General features: G+C 60.6%; 18 protein-coding genes and 1 tRNA gene. 14 read left to right on the top strand and 5 right to left on the bottom strand.

The window, feature by feature from the left end:
* Positions 1–187: 187 nt before the first annotated feature.
* The 4 genes from TM1040_RS00760 to TM1040_RS00775 all read right to left on the bottom strand — a co-directional run bounded on the left by TM1040_RS00760 (position 188) and on the right by TM1040_RS00775 (position 3,797).
* Positions 188–1,558 carry a glutamate--cysteine ligase gene (locus TM1040_RS00760; protein WP_011536696.1) on the bottom strand — a complete coding sequence of 457 codons (1,371 nt, stop codon included), beginning with the start codon at positions 1,556–1,558 and terminating at the stop codon, positions 188–190.
* A gap of 105 nt (positions 1,559–1,663) precedes the next feature.
* Entirely contained in the window at positions 1,664–2,191 is a 528-nt protein-coding gene (locus TM1040_RS00765; RefSeq protein WP_011536697.1) for a hypothetical protein, read from the bottom strand.
* The gene (locus TM1040_RS00770; RefSeq protein ID WP_011536698.1) at positions 2,188–3,057 is read right to left on the bottom strand and encodes a GNAT family N-acetyltransferase; all 870 of its coding nucleotides are present in this window, start codon (positions 3,055–3,057) and stop codon (positions 2,188–2,190) included. Before TM1040_RS00770 ends, TM1040_RS00765 begins: the two co-directional genes overlap by 4 nt.
* Positions 3,057–3,797, bottom strand: a complete 741-nt coding sequence (locus tag TM1040_RS00775) for a 16S rRNA (uracil(1498)-N(3))-methyltransferase (protein WP_011536699.1) — start codon at positions 3,795–3,797, stop codon at positions 3,057–3,059. Before TM1040_RS00775 ends, TM1040_RS00770 begins: the two co-directional genes overlap by 1 nt.
* A 12-nt stretch (positions 3,798–3,809) precedes the next feature.
* On the opposite strand from TM1040_RS00775, the gene ubiA reads away from it, so the two are divergent.
* From ubiA to TM1040_RS00815, 8 genes are all read left to right on the top strand, one after another.
* On the top strand, positions 3,810–4,772 hold the full coding sequence (gene ubiA, locus TM1040_RS00780; protein ID WP_011536700.1) for a 4-hydroxybenzoate octaprenyltransferase: 963 nt from the start codon (positions 3,810–3,812) through the stop codon (positions 4,770–4,772).
* A gap of 81 nt (positions 4,773–4,853) precedes the next feature.
* A complete protein-coding gene (locus TM1040_RS00785) occupies positions 4,854–6,815 on the top strand; it encodes an OmpA family protein (protein ID WP_011536701.1) in 1,962 nt (653 codons plus the stop codon).
* Positions 6,812–7,132 carry a hypothetical protein gene (locus TM1040_RS00790; protein ID WP_011536702.1) on the top strand — a complete coding sequence of 107 codons (321 nt, stop codon included), beginning with the start codon at positions 6,812–6,814 and terminating at the stop codon, positions 7,130–7,132. The genes TM1040_RS00785 and TM1040_RS00790 overlap by 4 nt, the downstream gene beginning before the upstream one ends.
* Before the next feature lie 16 nt (positions 7,133–7,148).
* Positions 7,149–7,529, top strand: a complete 381-nt coding sequence (locus tag TM1040_RS00795) for a nuclear transport factor 2 family protein (protein WP_044026516.1) — start codon at positions 7,149–7,151, stop codon at positions 7,527–7,529.
* Between the two features lie 158 nt (positions 7,530–7,687).
* Positions 7,688–8,437, top strand: coding sequence for a phosphatidylserine decarboxylase (locus tag TM1040_RS00800; RefSeq protein WP_256378196.1), 750 nt, complete (start codon positions 7,688–7,690; stop codon positions 8,435–8,437).
* Positions 8,430–9,197, top strand: a complete 768-nt coding sequence (gene pssA / locus TM1040_RS00805) for a CDP-diacylglycerol--serine O-phosphatidyltransferase (protein WP_011536705.1) — start codon at positions 8,430–8,432, stop codon at positions 9,195–9,197. Before TM1040_RS00800 ends, pssA begins: the two co-directional genes overlap by 8 nt.
* A 1-nt stretch (position 9,198) precedes the next feature.
* Entirely contained in the window at positions 9,199–9,819 is a 621-nt protein-coding gene (locus TM1040_RS00810) for a class I SAM-dependent methyltransferase (RefSeq protein WP_044026429.1), read from the top strand.
* Between the two features lie 330 nt (positions 9,820–10,149).
* Positions 10,150–11,583 (top strand): Hint domain-containing protein, encoded by a 1,434-nt coding sequence (locus tag TM1040_RS00815; protein WP_011536707.1) that lies wholly within the window; start codon positions 10,150–10,152, stop codon positions 11,581–11,583.
* 56 nt (positions 11,584–11,639) lie between these two features.
* On the opposite strand, the gene TM1040_RS00820 is transcribed toward TM1040_RS00815, so the two are convergent.
* Positions 11,640–11,726, bottom strand: a tRNA-Leu gene (locus TM1040_RS00820).
* A 399-nt stretch (positions 11,727–12,125) separates the two neighbouring features.
* On the opposite strand from TM1040_RS00820, the gene lipB reads away from it, so the two are divergent.
* The 6 genes from lipB to TM1040_RS00850 all read left to right on the top strand — a co-directional run bounded on the left by lipB (position 12,126) and on the right by TM1040_RS00850 (position 18,161).
* The gene (gene lipB / locus TM1040_RS00825; RefSeq protein WP_011536708.1) at positions 12,126–12,803 is read left to right on the top strand and encodes a lipoyl(octanoyl) transferase LipB; all 678 of its coding nucleotides are present in this window, start codon (positions 12,126–12,128) and stop codon (positions 12,801–12,803) included.
* Positions 12,804–13,258: 455 nt separating this feature from the next.
* Entirely contained in the window at positions 13,259–15,481 is a 2,223-nt protein-coding gene (locus tag TM1040_RS00830) for an ATP-binding protein (protein WP_011536709.1), read from the top strand.
* 1 nt (position 15,482) lies between these two features.
* Positions 15,483–16,127 (top strand): biliverdin-producing heme oxygenase, encoded by a 645-nt coding sequence (locus tag TM1040_RS00835; protein WP_011536710.1) that lies wholly within the window; start codon positions 15,483–15,485, stop codon positions 16,125–16,127.
* A 161-nt stretch (positions 16,128–16,288) separates the two neighbouring features.
* A complete protein-coding gene (locus tag TM1040_RS00840) occupies positions 16,289–16,852 on the top strand; it encodes a NifU family protein (RefSeq protein WP_011536711.1) in 564 nt (187 codons plus the stop codon).
* 223 nt (positions 16,853–17,075) lie between these two features.
* The gene (tsaB, locus tag TM1040_RS00845) at positions 17,076–17,723 is read left to right on the top strand and encodes a tRNA (adenosine(37)-N6)-threonylcarbamoyltransferase complex dimerization subunit type 1 TsaB (protein ID WP_011536712.1); all 648 of its coding nucleotides are present in this window, start codon (positions 17,076–17,078) and stop codon (positions 17,721–17,723) included.
* A gap of 3 nt (positions 17,724–17,726) precedes the next feature.
* On the top strand, positions 17,727–18,161 hold the full coding sequence (locus TM1040_RS00850; protein WP_011536713.1) for a GNAT family N-acetyltransferase: 435 nt from the start codon (positions 17,727–17,729) through the stop codon (positions 18,159–18,161).
* Positions 18,162–18,184: the final 23 nt, after the last annotated feature.

Consider the following 18,184-nt stretch of genomic DNA (forward strand, 5'->3'; position numbering starts at 1 on the left):
AAAGCAATGGTTGGCGCTCTCTTAAGGACAGGTCGGGACCCGGACAAGTTGTTGATTGGGGGGAAATATGCCCTTGGGACGTCACCACACGACCCCCGGTTTCATGGCGCCGCGAACCAGACCGCGCAAGAAAAGGGGCGCCCCAGCGGCGCCCCTTTTCTTGTTTCAAATAAGAACTTAGTGCCGTTCAATAGCTGTAATCGGCATAGATCCGGGTCAGATCACCGTTCCAATCGCCATTGTAGCGATCCAAGAGTTCGTCTGCGGGGACTTTGCCGCTCTCGACGCTCTCGCGCAGTGCATTGAGGAAATGAGTCTCGTTGGGGACAAGACCGCCTGCACCCTGACGGGCGCGCGCCTTCAGTCCGGCTTCTGAAATCGCCAGAACCTCTCGTGCCAGATCATGCATCTTGATCGCGCCGACCTCTGCCTGCAGCCCTTTGACCGCAGCCTCGATGCGCAGGTTTTCGCGAGTCTCCGCGTCCCAGCCCTTGACCAGATCCCAGGCCGCGTCCAGCGCAGACTGATTATACATCAGACCCACCCAGAACGCGGGCAAAGCACAGAGGCGACGCCAGGGGCCACCATCGGCGCCGCGCATTTCCATGTATTTCTTGATGCGGGCTTCTGGGAATGCGGTCGTCAGGTGATCGGCCCAGTCGCTCAATGTGGGCGTCTCGCCCGGCAATGCGGGTAGCTCGCCCTTGAGGAAATCCCGGAAAGACTGGCCCAAAGCATTGATATATTTGCCATCACGGTAAACAAAATACATCGGCACATCAAGGGCATAGTCCGCATAGCGTTCAAAGCCCATGCCCTCTTCAAAAACAAAGGGCAGCATTCCGGTACGGGCATCATCCAGATGCCGCCAGATGTGGCTGCGCCAGGATTTGAGCCCGTTAGGCTTGCCTTCAAAGAAGGGGGAATTGGCAAAGAGCGCCGTCGCCACCGGTTGCAGCGCCAGCGCCACGCGCAGCTTTTGCACCATATCCGCCTCGGAGGCGAAATCGAGGTTCACCTGCACCGTGCACGTGCGCCGCATCATCGCGCGCCCCATGGTGCCGACGCGCTCCATGTAGTCGTTCATCAACTGATAGCGGCCCTTTGGCATCAGCGGCATTTCGTCGTGCTGCCAGATCGGGGCGGCCCCAAGACCGATGAATCCAACACCGATCTCGTCAGCAATGTCTTTGACTTCGCGCAGGTGGGTGTTCACCTCATCGCAGGTCTCATGGATGGTCTCGAGCGGGGCACCTGACAGCTCCAGCGCTCCCCCCGGCTCAAGGCTCACATTGGCCATGTCCTTGGTGAGGCCGATCAGCTTGCCGCCCTCGGTCACCGGCTCCCAGCCATGACGGTCCCGCAACCCTTCCAGAACAGCCAGAATGGAGCGCGTCCCCTCGTAGGGGAGCGGTTTCAGCGTGTCCTTGCAGTAGCCGAACTTCTCATGCTCGGTGCCAATGCGCCAATCGTCGCGCGGCTTGCAGCCCGCTTCCATGTAGGCCGCCAGTTGAGCATGGCTTTCGATTGGTCCGCCACCGGACTGAGGAATGGACATAGGGAGGCCCCCTTTGTGGTCGTCGCCAAACAGGGGCGAACGTGGCATTTGTGACAAAGGGCGCGCGGCCCGGGGTTAAAGTGGTGATGCGAATTCGCGCCAGTGTCAATGCAGGCGATACGCCTGGTGCGACTCTGGTGATTTCTGCCATATCACGACTTGGTGAGGGCCTTTGTGATGCAGTTCACTCAGCATGCGTTCTGTCTTCAATCCCGGCAGGCTGGCAAAGACATCAAAGAGCGCCTCCGCCCCGGTTGCAGTCACCGGAATTGCCAAGGGCGGCTGCCCCGGCTGCTCCAACACCCAATGCGACGGGCGCGCGGTATGATCGAGCCGCAGGGTCTCGATTTCGGACCGCGCGACGGCGCCACCGGTGAGCGGGCCGAAATAGCTGATCTGACCTTCGGTGACCTGCACGACACCCGGCCCCCCAGAGCCAAGGCGAAACCGCATCCGCTGCGCGCCGACCACCGCAAGCACAACCGCCAGCGTCACACAGGCCCAGCCCGTGACCTGCGTCAAACCAATGCCCCAAAGCGCCCACCGAAGCCCCAAAAGCAGCAGCGCCAGCGCCCCCAGGAGTTCACGCCACCGCCACAAAGCCGCGCGCGCCTCTGGTCGAATGAAACTCATCTGACGTCCTCCACCCGACCTGCACAGATCTGCGCAGGTGTTGAAAACAGAACCAGCGCAAATGCATCTGCTGGCTGAAACCCGAGCGCGCGATACGCCCGAGCGGCGTCTTTGCCCGCGGCAAACAGCACCCCCTGCCGGGCGCCGCGCTCGCGCGCTTCCAACAGATGCCGACCGACGACGCGGCGCGCGTAGCCACGCCCACGCAACATTGGCGGCGTATAGACACCGCCAACCTGCACCGCCTCGTCAAAGGCCGTGTTGAAACCGCTCATCGCCACCGGTTCACCCTGAACCGTTAGCACGCGGTGGCTGTCCCTGGCGATATAGGTCGCAATATCGTGACGCGCCTTGTCCCGTGCCGCGTCGGGCGCAGCATTGAGGACCTCGACCTCATAGGCCGCGCGCCAACCTTCCACGAGTCCGCGCGGCGCCTCGGCCAATGGCACAAGCGCTTCTTCGGGGCGCATCTCCACCGAAACATCCCTGAGGTCGAGCACAAACCCCGGATCATCTCGATCCAGCTGGCACGGGTGATCTCCGATGTCATTGGCCGCGATAAAGCGCCGCGCTTGCATCGCTTTTCCCAACACCGCCGTGACATCGCGCCCCGCCAGAAGCTGTCCGGCCTCCTGCCAGTCCCGTCGCGTCGCGCCCGGTGCCATCATCATTACCGAACCACTGTTGGTGATACCAAAGACCCCGTCACGCGCCTCCCGCACCCAGAGCGTCAGCCCATGAGAATGATCCGATCCAAACCCGTGATCGCGCAGGTTCCCGATCAAGAACATGGCGCCTTCGATATGCGCAAACAGCAGTGCCTCAATCCACGCGAGGTCTGAGGGCTCTGCTGCGCGCCAGGCCATTACCAGTCTCCCAACCGCTGCTGCCAAAGCGTCAGTGCGGCCACAGCCGCAGTATCCGCACGCAGGATCCGTGGCCCCAGACTGACCACATGGGCCTGTGGCATTGCATGGAGGCGCTTGCGCTCCGCATCGGAAAACCCGCCCTCCGGCCCGATCAGAATCGCCCAGGGCCCGGCCGCGCCAGCGGAGCCCTCCACCTGGGCCACATCCAGAAACAACCGCTGGCCGATCTCGGCCTCGTCACAGAACATCAACTGACGCTCTGCGGGCCAATGGTCCAACAACGACGGGAGTTTTTGCAGCTCTGCCACCTCGGGCACATAGGTGCCGCCGCATTGCTCGGCAGCCTCGACGGCATGGGCCTGTAGACGGTCCTGTCGGATGCGCTCGGAATTGGTGAACTCTGTCGCCACCGGCAAGATTCGCGCGGCGCCCATCTCGGCAGCTTTTTCGACGATGAAATCGGTCCGCGCCTTCTTGATCGGCGCAAAGATCAACCACAGGTCGGGCGGCAACTGCAGGGGCTTTGATTGCTCAAGGCAGGCGAGCACGCCCCCGCGCTTGCCGGCCTCGGCCACCTCGGCCTGCCATTCCCCGTCGCGCCCGTTAAAAAGCGCAACCCGCGCGGCCACGGAGAGCCGCATCACCCCAAAGAGATAATGCGCCTGATCGCGGTCCAGAGGAACCGTTTGCCCTGCCCCCAAGGGGTGATCTACATACAGTCTGACTTTAGCACTCATGGGGTCCTACATATGCAAGGCCAGTCGCCAACACCAGATGGACAAGTCGCGGATGCGGTGAAAGACAATTGGGTCGACATCTATGCACCCGCCTGGACCCGCCCCTACCTGCGCCTGAGCCGTGCGGATCGCCCCATCGGGACCTGGCTCCTGCTGCTGCCCTGCTGGTGGGGATTGGCACTTGCGATGATCGCCGGACAGGATGCGCGCTGGGAGGATCTGTGGATCTTTGTGGCCTGCGCGCTTGGTGCGTGGCTGATGCGCGGCGCGGGATGCACCTGGAATGACATCACTGATCGCAACATCGACGGCAGTGTCGAGCGCACCCGGTCGCGCCCCATTCCCTCCGGTCAGGTCTCTATCAAAGGGGCGCTCGCTTGGATGGCCCTGCAATCGCTGATCGCCTTTGGCATCCTGCTGACCTTCAATCAGGCTGCGGTCGCGATGGGGATTCTCGCGCTCTTCCCGGTGGCGATTTATCCCTTTGCCAAGCGGTTTACCTGGTGGCCGCAGATTTTCTTGGGGCTCGCCTTTAACTGGGGTGCGATGCTGGCGTGGGTGGCGCATACGGGCCATCTGAACTGGCCTGCGGTGGTGCTTTATGTGGCCGGGATCGCGTGGACGCTCTTTTATGACACCATCTATGCCCATCAGGATGCCGAGGATGATGCCCTGATCGGGGTGAAATCTACGGCACGGCTCTTTGGCACCAACACGCCAACCTGGCTGCGCCGCTTTATTGTTGCCACCGTGAGCCTGATGGCGCTTGCAATCATCATGGCCGTACAGCCCGCTGCCTCGGTTCTGGCGTTGGCGCTCTCGCTCTGTGCACCCTGGGCGATGGGCTGGCATATGACATGGCAGTTGCGCGCCTTTGACGCCGACAACAACGACCGCCTCCTGTCGCTGTTTCGGCTCAACCGGGACACCGGCTTGATTCCGCTCATTTTCCTTGGGCTGGCCCTGTTTGCCTGATCCAGACCACAGGCGCGATTGATCCAGCGCGATTGGCCTAGTAAGACCTTTGACGACGAAACTACCGGAATTTCTGACCTCATGCGCATATCCTCGTTTCTGATCCCCACCGCCGCCTTTGCCGGTGCAGCCGGTCTTAGCTTGGTGGTTGCGGGATTCGCGGCGACGGCGCTTGAGAACAATTCCGAGATCGTGGTGCGCCGCACCCTCGACAAGGCCGGCTTCACCTGGGCCGAGGTTGCGGCGGATGGGCTGCGGGTGGAACTGTCGGGCGAGGCCCCGGATGAGGCCACGCGTTTTGCCGCCATTTCCGAGGTCGGCTCCGTGGTGGATGCGGCGCGGATCATCGACCAGATGGAGATCACCCCCTCCAAAGGGATCGCCCCGCCCCGGTTCTCCACCGAGATCCTGCGCAATGACGCGGGCATCTCGATTATCGGTCTCATTCCAAGCGACAGCGATCACCGCGCACTGGTGAAGAAACTCGGCGCAATCCGGGGGGCGCCGCAAGTCACCGATTTTGTGGAAACCGCAGACTATCCGATGCCAAAGGGCTGGACGGATGCCATGTCCTACGCCCTGAAGGCGCTGGCCCTGCTGCCACGCACCAAGATCTCGGTCGAGGCAGGCGCTGTGCAGATCACCGCCATTGCCGACAGCCCCGAGGCCAAGGAAGAGCTTGAAACAGAGCTCAACCGGATGCTGCCGCCGAACGTGCATGTAACGCTCGACATTGCTGCGCCGCGCCCGGTGATCTCGCCGTTCACGCTGCGCTATGTTCTTGGCCCCGAGGGCGGGCGCTTTGATGCCTGCTCTGCCGAGAGCGAAGAAAGCCGCAGCCGTATTCTGGACGCGGCCCGTGATGCGGGTTTGGAACGTCAGGCCGATTGCACCATCGGTCTTGGTGTGCCCTCGGCCAATTGGTCGCGCGCGGTCGAAGTCGGGCTTGAGGCACTCACGTCGCTTGAACAGGGCTCGATCACCTTCTCCAACGGCGATGTCACGCTTGTGGCTGCGCAGGGCACGCCCGAGGCGCTTTTCGATCGGGTCGTGGGCGAGCTTGAGAACGCGCTGCCGCAGGTTTTTGTGCTGCATGCGGTGCTGCCTGAGCCCGAGGAGACTACCGCCGACATCATCCCGGAATTCACCGCCACCCTCAGCCCGGAGGGGCAGGTTCAGCTGCGTGGACGTCTGAGCGACAATGCCCAGAAGCGCACTGTCGACAGCTATGCCAAAGCCCGCTTTGGCAGCGACACGGTTTATGTTGCCACCCGCAATTCGCCGGATCTGCCCGGCGTCTGGCCGATCCGTGTGCTGGCCGCGCTGGATGCGCTGGCCCAACTCGAACGCGGCTCGGTCACCGTGACCCCCGAATTGGTGGCAGTGCGCGGCATGAGTCACGTTGAAAACGCCAGCGCCGAGATTGCCCGCATGCTCTCGCAGAAATTAGGCGAGGCAGAGGATTACGACCTCGACATCACCTTTGAAAAGCCCCCGGAGCCCGAAGACAAGCTGATGGCGCCGCAACTCTGCGAGGCGGAACTGGCGGCGATCCAGCGCGCCGACAAGATTGCCTTTGAGCCGGGCTCTGCCACGGTGGCCGCCGACAGTGCGCGCGTGATCGACAAGATCGCCAAGCTGTTGCAGCAGTGTGGCGAAATTCCTCTTGAGATCCAGGGCCACACCGACAGCCAGGGCCGTGAGGAAATGAACCAGAACCTGAGCCAGGCACGGGCGCAATCGGTCTTGAACGCTCTGCGCGCGCGCCGCATCCTGACCGGGAGCTTTGTGGCGCGCGGCTATGGCGAGGACAATCCGATCGCCAGCAACGACACCGAAGAGGGCCGCGAGGCCAATCGCAGGATCGAATTCCGCCTGATCGAAAGCGCTCTGCCACAGGACGATGCCGAAACAGCCGAGGCCGAATCCGACGCGCAATCCGCAGATGCCGAGGCCGCGCCCGCAGGTGATGCGGACGCACAAACGCCTGAAACACCCCCCGCCGCTGCCGCGGCCCCCGAAGAGGACACCGACGGACAATGAGCAGAACAGAGTTCATCCTCACCACAGCAATCATCCTCTTTGTGGCCTTCGCGATGGGGTGGTTTGCCAATTGGCTGGTGCATCGTTTCACCCGTGTCCGTCAAAGCGATGTGGCCGATCTGGACCGCATGAGCCAGGAACTCCACGAGGCAGAGGAAACCCGCGATCAGGCCATCACCTATCTTCAGCAGCGTGAGGCTGAGCTCACCAACCAGTTGAGCCAGACCGAGGCCGAATTGCGCGCGGCCATGGACGGGCTGCGCGAGGCGCGGCATGAAACCGAAGAGCTGCGCAACCAGTTGCGCGGTGCCGGCTAAGGCCCCTCTGCGCACCATGAGCAACGACCCGCTCCTCGATGAGCTTAGAGCACATGAAGAACAGGTTTGGGATGCGCTGGTGCGCGGGGACGCTGATCTGGACGCCTCACTTCTCTGCCAGAGCTTTCTTGGCGTCTATGGCGACGGTTTTGCCGACAAATCTGCCCATGTCGGACAATTGGCCGAGGGCGCCACAGTGCAGAGCTATGCGCTCACCGACCTGAGGGCGCGCGCCCTTGGTTCTGATCACGCCATGCTCAGCTACCGAGCGCGGTTCATGCGCCATCGGCGCAACCAGGCCGAAGACATGTATGTGACCTCGATTTGGCAGCGCACCGAAGGCGGCTGGATCAATATCTTCAGCCAAGACACGGCTGCTGGTGAGGCCACCGACTAAGAGCGCGCAACTGCGGCCGAATTGGGCGCAAGTTTTCGTTGCACCCCGGAAGACAGCCGTTTCCGCACGCGGGCGCGCTTTTGCACGCTATGGTCTGTGGCGAGGGGCGTCAGGACGTGCTACGGGAAGCCTGACACTCGGATCTGCAGCAGCGCCCGCTGCCAGCGCAGCAGCCGCCTCGCAGATCCAAAGCAAAGGACACTACTATGAATATGATCGGGACTTTCATCAAACCTATGCACCCCGAGGGGCGCAAGTTTGTCGCGATCTTTGCCGCTGTCACCTTTGGATTGTTCCTGCTGACCCCCATCCTGGGCTGGATCGGCGTGGGCCTCACGGTTTGGTGCTACTATTTCTTCCGCGACCCCGAACGGGTCACCCCCGCGCGACCGGGGCTGGTCATATCCCCTGCCGACGGGGTGGTCTCTTTGATCGAGCCGGCAGTACCCCCCGCAGAACTGGGCCTGCCCGATGTCCCGCTGACCCGTGTGAGCGTGTTCATGAGCGTGTTCAACTGCCATGTGAACCGCGCGCCTGTCGCAGGCGAAGTCACCGCCGTCGCCTACCGCCCCGGCAAATTCTTCAATGCCTCTCTGGACAAGGCAAGCGCGGACAACGAGCGCAACAGCCTCGCAATCCGCATGGAAGACGGCCGCGACCTCGCGGTGGTGCAGATCGCCGGTCTAGTTGCGCGGCGCATCGTCTGCTTTGTCAAACCCGGCGCCCAGCTCGGTCGGGGCGAACGCTTTGGCCTGATCCGTTTTGGGTCCCGACTGGACGTCTACCTGCCTGAAGGCGTGTCGCCGCAGGTGGAAATTGGCCAGACCATGATCGCCGGGGAAACCGTGATCGCAGAACTGGGAACCGGGGTGCACACTGACCAGAACAAAGGTGAGCTGCATGGGTGACGACGAAGAACATCACCCGCCCTCGCATCTGACGCTGGTCCAGCTGATCCCCAACATGCTGACCATCGCCGCTATTTGCGCCGGCCTTTCCGCGATCCGCTTTGGCATCGAGGGCAATTATGTCCTGGCAGTGCAGTTGATCCTTGCGGCCTGCGTTCTGGACGGGCTGGACGGGCGCCTGGCGCGACTTCTCAACAGTGACAGCAAGATGGGCGCGGAGCTCGATTCCCTCGCGGATTTTGTGAACTTCGGTGTCGCGCCAGCGCTTGTGATCTACTTCTGGGCGCTCGAAGATCTGCGTGGCTTCGCGTGGATCACGGTGCTCATATATGCGATCTGCTGTGTCGTGCGTCTTGCGCGGTTCAACGTGACGGCAAAGGCAGATCCAAGCGAGGACAAAGACGCCTCTGGGGCCTATTTCACAGGCATCCCCTCCCCTGCGGGGGCGTTGCTCGCGATGCTGCCGATGTTTTTGTCCTTCGCCTTTGCCGATGCGCCCTTGCTGCCCGATGTTGTGATCTGCCTGCACCTCATTCTTGTGGGCTGGGCGATGATCGCCCGCTTCCCGGTATGGTCTTTCAAAACAGCAAAGATCTCTCGCAACAACGTGAAGTTCTTTCTCGTTGGTTTTGCGGTATTAGGGTCGGCGGTGCTTATTTATGCCTGGATCACTCTTGTGGTTCTCTGTCTGGCGTATTTGATTGTAGTTTTATGGAGCATTCTCTCTCATCGCATTTCGGATGACAGGAAAGGACATTGAAGTGAAAATTGAAGCGGTCGAGTCGTCCTATGCCCGATGGGCGCCGGTTTATGATCGAACCTTTGGGGCTGTAACCGATGTCGGGCGCCGCAGGGCTGTGTCCTTCATAAACAATCGCAAAGGTCATGTGCTTGAGGTGGGCGTGGGAACGGGCTTGTCGCTGCCGCATTACGGTCCAGACGTCCGCGTCACGGGCGTGGATTTCAGCGCCGAGATGCTCGCCAAGGCACAGCGCAAGGTGGATGCACTCGATCTGGATGGCCGCGTTGACCTGCAGCGCATGGACGCGCGCGAGCTGGCCTTTGAAAACGCCACTTTCGACACCATCGCCGCCATGCATGTGCTCTCGGTCGTTCCTGAGCCCGAACGCGTCATGGCCGAGATTGCGCGGGTTCTGAAGCCCGGCGGCAAGGTGGTCATCACCAACCATTTTGCCAAGGACACCGGCGTTCTTGCAGGGCTTGAGCGTGTCGCCGCACCGATGGCGAACCTGATCGGCTGGCACTCCGATTTCAAGATGGACACTATTTTGCAAGAACCCTCCTTGCAGGTGGCAGAACTGCGCAAGCTGCCGCCGCTTGGGATGATGACCTTTTTGGTTCTTGAAAAGCGCGTCAACTGAGCCTCTGACCCGCGCCAAATCAGGATCGCATCGCCCGTGCCTTAGAACAAAGGCGCGGGCGTCATTTTTTGCGCGTCATGCCCCGCCAAGCAGGGGTGCCGCAAACATGATGTCATTTCGCCATCTTAACATCACAGTCGCTAACCAGAGATAAATCCAGCATAGGCTGCTGACCGCCCCTGATGCGCCCGCAAGACAGCATCGGGCATCGCCCACCTTGGGATCGGTGGCGACAGTTTCTGTCCCTTGGGCGCAGCCGACAGCCTGTGCGGCGAGATATTTACCAATTTCTGCCATGTGCAGTGAGTGAGTTACCAAAAGGCGCAGGCCATGCCAGACATCGACATTGTCAGATCCGACAACGATCCGCGCCAGAGCGATCACGGCATCCGCACCGATACCGCGTCGCGCGGGGTGGACCTCGAAGGGGCGAAGATCACCGTCACCTATACCGACGGAACCACCGAGACGCTCACCTGGAAAGCGCTTGATCCCTATACTGCTGGGGGCGCGACCGGTGACAATATCGACATGTACTTCGGCTATGACTGGCACCAGCTGACCACGACAAAGCCCCTCGCCTCGCTCAAGATCGATCTGGCCCCGGCAAACTCCGTGTTCGACACAACCTTTGCCAGTGATGGCAACCCGAACGATCCCTCCACTCCAGGCTCCAAAGAAGGCTTTCCCTTCAAGGTCTCGCCCGACTACGAGGACCTTGGCGGCACGATCACCGCGACCTACTCCGGGATCGCGGGGCTCGATGGCAATGCGCCCGTAGGGGATCTCTACACCACGATGACGCTGGATTTCACCAGCCTGCCCGGCGGTGGCTTGCAGGGGGATCTGGTCTGGAACTCCGATATCGACACGCTTACCGGTCCCTTTGCCTCTTCTGTGACCGCGACGGACGACTTTGTTTCCATCTCCGGGAATGGCTCGGAAGTGATTGATATTCTCGGCAATGACGCCGGGGCGGGCAAGGGTCCTCTGACCATTTCCCATATCGCGGGCACCGCAATATCGGCCGGAGAGTCGGTGACGCTCGCAAGCGGTGAGGTGATTACCCTCAATCCCGACGGAACCTTGTCGATCACCAACGACAGCCCCGAGGATGAAACCAACAGCTTCACCTACACAGTGGTGGATGAGGCAGGAAATACCGCGACCGGCACCGTCACGGTTGACACCAAACTCACAGCGCCCCCCTGCTTTGTCGCGGGCACGTTGATCGACACCGAAGCGGGGCCGATCGCGGTCGAAGATCTCACCGTCGGCATGCAGGTGATGACGCGGGACCATGGGCCACAACCACTGCGCTGGATCGGTCGCAGCACCCGACTCGCGCGGGGCCGCAACGCACCAGTGCTGATCGCCCGCAACGCTTTGGGCCACCATGGCCAGATCGCACTTTCGCCCAATCACCGCGTCCTGATCCGATCAGAGCTCGCAGATCTGCAATTTGGCCAGCCCGAGGTGCTCATCAAGGCGAAGCATCTGGTCAATGGAGACAGCATTCGGATTCTCAGCGATGGCACGCAGGTGTGCTATGTGCACATCCTCTTTGACCGCCACGAGATCGTGCGTGCCAATGGTCTGGACAGCGAGAGCTACCACCCCGGCGCTGAAACCCTTGGTGCTTTTGACGCGGACACCCGAGCCGAGATTCTCGACCTCATGTCAGACTGGCAAGAGTATGGACCTGCTGCACGGATCACGCTCAAGCCGCGCGAATGTGCGCTGCTTCAACTAAACCGACACTAAATCGAAATTCACACCGGCATCCCAACAAGGGGGGACGATTTTCATTTCTGATGAAATGGTGCGGTCGAGAAGACTCGAACTTCCACGGGAGTTACCCCACAGCGACCTCAACGCTGCGCGTCTACCAATTCCGCCACGACCGCACTGTCTATGACTTGGTGTGAGAGGGCGTATAAATCAGCCCCTCAGGGATGTGAAGAGGGAAAACGCAAAATTCTTGAGTTTTCTTTTCAGGCGCGGCGCTGGCCTTCAAAATTCATCTGACCGATCCGTTAATTCGTTGATTTTGCGACGGCTTTGGATCTCATCTTCGCACCCTTCCCGCAATGAGGAGCGTCGCGCTTGGACCCGCCAAGGCTGCCCCCCACTGGCGCGGCGCGGTCTCAGCCTTGTGCCTTGTGAATAAGGCCTCGCACTCGACGGCAGAAGAAATTATGGCAGTGTCAGAAGAGACACGCGCGGGCGCGCTCCGAGTCGTGCGCACTGGCGTGTCCAATTTATGATGCACCCCGATGCACGGGACTACGCAAGGAGCGGGCAGCATGGTTGAATGGATCACCTCCGACGGTCTGGTCTCATATGAAGAGGCCACCCGCTTCATGGAAGAGCGCGCCGAGGCCATTGCCGCAGGCGAGGCAGAAGAGTGCATCTGGCTGCTCGAACATCCGCCGCTGTACACCGCTGGCACCTCTGCGCGGATCGAAGACCTGACGGACCCGGACCGCTTTCCCGTTCATGTGACCAAACGTGGCGGGCAGTATACCTACCATGGGCCGGGGCAGCGGGTAATCTATGTGATGCTCAACGTTGCCGAGCGCGGCAAGGACGTGCGGTGTTTCGTGCGCCAGCTTGAACGCTGGGTGATTCTTGCTCTGGAAGAGTTCAATGTCACGGGCCACATTCGCGATGGTCGTGTTGGCGTCTGGGTGGAGCGACCGGAAAAGCCCCTCACGCCCGCCGGTGCCGTGGCCGAGGACAAGATCGCAGCCATCGGTATCCGGCTGCGCAAATGGGTCAGCTTTCACGGTATTTCTATCAACGTGGAGCCGGATCTTTCGCATTTTTCGGGCATCGTTCCCTGCGGGATCAGCGAGCATGGGACCACCAGCCTCGTCGACCTCGGCCTGCCCGTTACCTTGGCGGATGTGGATGTCGCCCTGCGGCGCACGTTTGATCTGGCCTTCTCAGAAGAAGCCGCACCGAGCTGCGACCTGGACTAAGCACCTGCTGGAACAGGGCGCGTATTCCTGCGCTGGACCATCTCAATGCGCTGGCGTGTCCAAAGCGAATGCTGCGACTGGGATTTTTTCTTAACCTTGGTGCGCCACGTACCAATGCACATTGACGACGCGGTGAGGGAGATTTTTTGGCTTCTCACCACTCGCCCAGAACGATTTATTCCACTCTTAATGAGAGTCCTGTCGGCACCTTCTGCCTTAGGTTGAATTGCGAAACATGGGTCGCAAGACACTGATCTGGAACCATTCTCCCGAAACCGGCCAGACGCCTTTCATTAAAAGAGCATATCTTCCCCGAAATATTGCGATATTGTTGCCCTTACCTTGCGTAGTATTTACGGCGACCTACCCATAAAAAGCGATACCAGCGACGCAACGTTGAGCGATTGTTTACACTTTCCGACATTTTATTAATTCATTCGTGATGGAGATCCGCAATGAATTCGTCGCTTGCCAGTTTTTTTGCCCGAACCCCCGCCGCTACATTGGACAGCTGCGACAGTGAACCGATTCATCTTTCTGGTTTAATTCAAAATACCGGCGCGCTGATCGTACAGGACCCGGAAACTGGTTTGATAATAGGGGCCTCGGAGAATGCGCATCTCTTTCTGGGGCGACCGGTCGAGGCCATATTGGGCTTTAGCCTGACGGAAATCGCGCCGGACATTGCAGACGAGCTGGCCGAGCCGGACAATGGCCAAAACATTGTCCATGAGATCCTGGAAAGCCAACGCAATGTGGACGATTGCGTATATGACACCATCTGCCATGTGCATGATGGGCGGCGGGTCATCGAATTTGTCCTGAACGAAGCCCCATCCGCGTCGCAAGCGCGCAAACGCATGCGTATGAGCGGACCAGCATGCGCGCAGATCATGGCGGCCCCCACATTCGACGCAGCAATGCAGATCGCCTGCAATACAGTGCGCACGCTGACGGGGTTTTCCCGGGTAAAGATATATCGCTTTCTTCCGGATTGGTCGGGGGAAACCATCGCCGAGAGCAATGACGGCAGCCTACCGAGTTATTTGGGCATGCACTTTCCCAGCGGAGATATTCCAAAACAGGTCCGCGCCTTGATGGAAATTGTCCCCTTTCGTTTTGTGGGGCGCGTGGATGACGACAATATCGCCATTCGCGCGCTCACCTCCGGTGCTGGGGACATTGATCTGACCTGGGCAATGAACCGCTCTGTGTCGGCCATGCACACCGCCTATTTGCGCAACATTGGCGCAGGAAGCTCGTTTTCCTGCAGCCTGATGGACAAAGGCAAGCTCTGGGGCCTGATCGCCTGCCACAGCGGAGGGTCGATGGTGGTGCCCGCCGACAGCTGGAGCCTGGTGCAGGAAATTGGCACGGCCCTGATGCTGAAGTTCGACCAGACCGAGCGTATGGCCACCGCTGACATGATCAGCCGCCTGCGCCGGATCGAGAATGAATTTGCCGCGGAAATGCGGCGCACAGGCGATGTAGAAGATGTGATCAAGACGCTGGTCCCGATCCTGCAGAAGTTCCTTCGCGCGGATGGTTTTGCCTTTCAGTTCGGCACCAATATGCACACCTCAGGAGAGGTCCCCCCCGAGAATTTCATTCGCAAGCTTGTGCAATGGAGCAAGACCAATATGGAGGATGTGGATCAGTTCCAGACCGCGTCCCTCCATGCTGATTTGCCCGAAGCAAAGCATCACATCGACACCGCCTGTGGCGTCCTTGTGCAGCCGATTGTCATGCACCGGGTCTGTCAACTCTTGTGGTTTCGGGGGCCGATCACACGGCGGGTCGCATGGGCTGGACGCCCCGACGCGCAGGCCAAGATCGACCCGAAAACGGGCGTCACCCTGGGGCCACGACAGTCGTTTGACAAATGGGTCGAAGAACACCGCGATCAAAGCCTGCCCTGGGAAGAGGCCGAACTGGAAGCCGCACGCGAGATCTTCAAGGAGTTTCTCGACATCATCACCTCGCAGCTCCTGCTGAAGGAAGAGAACTCCTCCCTGCGCAAATTTGCCCATACGGCAGCACATGACATCAAAGGCTCCTTGCGGGGGATCAGCGCCGCGCTTGGCTGGATGGAAGAGGATGATTTTGAAAAAACCACAACGCGAGAGCATCAGGAACTCGCACTGGCGCAGGCCAGGAAGCTGCAAAACCTGACCGAGAGTCTGCTGGAGATGACTCTGCTGCGCGAGCAGCCGACAGCAAAGTTCAGCAAGACAGACCTCAAGAAACTGGCCGAAGATACAAAGCTGCTGATCAAATATGACCTCGAACAGGCGGGGGGGCAGATCAACGTCGGGGCATTGCCAGACTGTACCGTCGCGTCTGATCTCATCACACGTCTGCTGCTCAACCTCTGTGGAAACGCAATCAAATACGCAAAATCGGATCAGCCTTTGCAAATCGACATCACGGGCGAGGTGCTCGATGGCGAGATGAACCGGCTGATCGTGACCGACAACGGCCCCGGGATCGAGTCCAAACATGCGGAAAAGATATTTGAGCAGGCCACGCGCCTTCACGATGGTGGCGAGGGCTGTGGATTTGGTCTGGCGATCTGCACCGAAATCGCCAAGAGCCACCACGGGCAGATCTATCTGGACACCAGCTATAGCGACGGCGCGCGTTTCGTCTTTGAATGGCCCTGCGAGGATCCAACCTGAGATGACCAAGGCTGGAGAAATCGGCGGACGTGAGCGGCTCAGGCTGGCCACCGACCCGCAGCATCAGGAGATGCATCATCATCCTGTCATGGCGTGCCTGCTGGCCCCTTCCGTGACCCTCGCGCAGATTGAGACCGCCTCGGCGGTCTCTCTTGGCGCAGCCAGGGAAATCGAGCGCGCGCGTGCAGCTTCGGGAGAATGGGCGGACTTTTCGCTCTCGGCTTACCTGCAGCGCTTGCACCATGGCCTGCCCGCACATCTGCAAACACAACACGCGCCGCCGGTGGCATTGCCCACGGATCGCTACGCGGCACTTGGGGGGCTCTATGTCATTCATGGCTCTGCGTTTGGGGCAACGCTGATTGCCAACAAGATCCGCGCGCATCTTGATATCGACCCGGCGCCCTATTTCCCGGCGATTGACAAGACGATCTGGCGCCGTCTGGTCGCAACGCTCAACGCCATGACCGAAGAAGAGGCTGATGCTGCTGTCCGGGGGGCATGCCAGGCTTTTCTGCTCTTCAAACGCATCGCGGACCGGCAAACCCTGCAGCATACGTTGCAGGTTACACCATTTGAGGCGCTGCACCAGCCGCAACCTGTTGATGCGGCGATCAATGCCGCTGGCGCCATCGCGGCACCATAGGGCGCGCACGCAACCTGCCTCGGCAGACGGATGGCACGCGCGGCAGGGCAAGGTGTATGAACCCTTGCAATTCGCGCTTCAGGCTCTAATTTAGAACCATTCCAAAACTTGACAGGCCCCGGTGAACGTAGTTTACCGGGTCAACCTGACGGAGAGCCGAAATGTTTATCCAGACCGAATCCACGCCGAACCCGGCGACATTGAAATTCCTGCCCGGCCAGACCGTTCTGGATGCAGGAACCGCCGACTTCCCTTCTGCCGAAGCGGCCTCAAAATCCCCATTGGCTCAGCGCATCTTTGCGGTGAGCGGCGTCACAGGCGTGTTCTTTGGCAATGATTTTGTCACAGTCACCAAAGACGACTCGGTCGAGTGGGATCACATCAAACCCGCCGTCCTGGGCGCCGTGATGGAGCACTACCAATCTGGCCAGCCAGTGATCAACGAAGGCCAGCAGCAAGCCTCCGGCCACGCGGAACACACCGGCGAAGACGGCGAGATTGTCAACCAGATCAAGGAACTGTTGGACAGCCGCGTGCGTCCGGCTGTGGCGCAGGATGGGGGCGACATCACCTTCCACGGCTTTGATCGTGGGGTTGTCTACCTGCATATGCAGGGCGCCTGCGCAGGCTGCCCGTCTTCGACCCTCACGCTCAAGATGGGGATCGAGAACCTGCTGCGCCACTACATCCCCGAGGTAACAGAAGTGCGCCCTGTCGCGGTCTAAACCCGACCCCCCCGGCGCGCACGACAACACGCAGAACGCCTTTTAAGGACCGGTCAGGAGCACGACGCTCTGGCCGGTTTTTTTCTAGACGGCCCTCGCGATGCTGCCTCGCATTGATCACCTCGTCACCGCCGGGCCAATGACGGCACCCCTCAATGACTTGCGAGTCGTGCGCCGCTCTGCCACAGACAGGGGACCGCACCCTCAAAGAGACAGACTGCAGATGCCAGCCAAAGCCCCCCTGATCCTGGGATTTGACACCTCCTCCGCCCATTGCGCGGCGGCCTTGCTGCGGGGCGAGACTGTTTTGGCGCAGCGCCGCGAGGAAATGGCGCGCGGGCAGGCCGAACGGCTGATGCCGCTTATCGAAGAGATCCTGGCCGAGGGCGAAGCCACCTGGAGCGATCTGGACGCCATTGCTGTTGGCATTGGCCCTGGCAATTTCACCGGCATCCGGATCTCTGTTTCGGCGGCGCGTGGGCTGGCGCTGGGGTTAGACGTGCCGGCCATCGGCGTCTCCAGTCTTGAGGCGCAGGCCTTTGGGCAAAACGCCCCGGTGATATCGAGCGTCGATGCGCGCCGTGACCACCTCTATCTGCAGGTGGGGGATCAGCCCCCCGGCCTCTATACGCTTGAGACGCTGCCACCGCTTCTGGACGGAGCGATGTGTGTCGGGCAGCAGGCCAGTGAGATCGCAGCGCGCTGTAACGGCACCGTCGCAGAGCCACGCTATCCGGTGGCCGAGGCAATCGCCCGTGTCGCCGCTAGCCGTCTTGGTGCACCTGACCTCCCTGCCCCCGCGCCGCTCTATCTGCGCGATGCCGACGCGGCCCCCTCGCGCGAGCAGCCGCCCGCCCTTCTTAATGACTGATCCATGACGGACAGCACCATGGATGACAGCCCCGCAGCGCTTGCCGCGACACATCGCGCCGCCTTTACGCAGTCCCGCCCCTGGACGGAAGCTGAGTTTGGCGACCTTCTGTCGGATCGTTTCACATATCTGACCGGGGATGCGCGCGCCTTTGCCGTGGTGCGTGAAATCGCGGGCGAGGCAGAGCTGCTCACCATCGCAACGCATCCGGATGAACAGCGACAGGGCCATGGGCGCAAGATCATGCAGATGTGGATGCATAACGCAGCGACACGCGGCGCCACAGACGCTTTTCTTGAGGTCGCACAAGACAACCTTGCCGCGCAAGCGCTATACTCGGCTTGCGGATTCGGCCTTGTCGGGATTCGAAAGGCCTATTATCCGCGACCAGAAGCTGAAGCGGCGGATGCCTTGCTCATGAAACGGGAACTTCCTTAACGGAAATTCACATTTTTAGACCG

It is taken from the genome of Ruegeria sp. TM1040 (assembly GCF_000014065.1).
GTDB lineage: Bacteria > Pseudomonadota > Alphaproteobacteria > Rhodobacterales > Rhodobacteraceae > Epibacterium.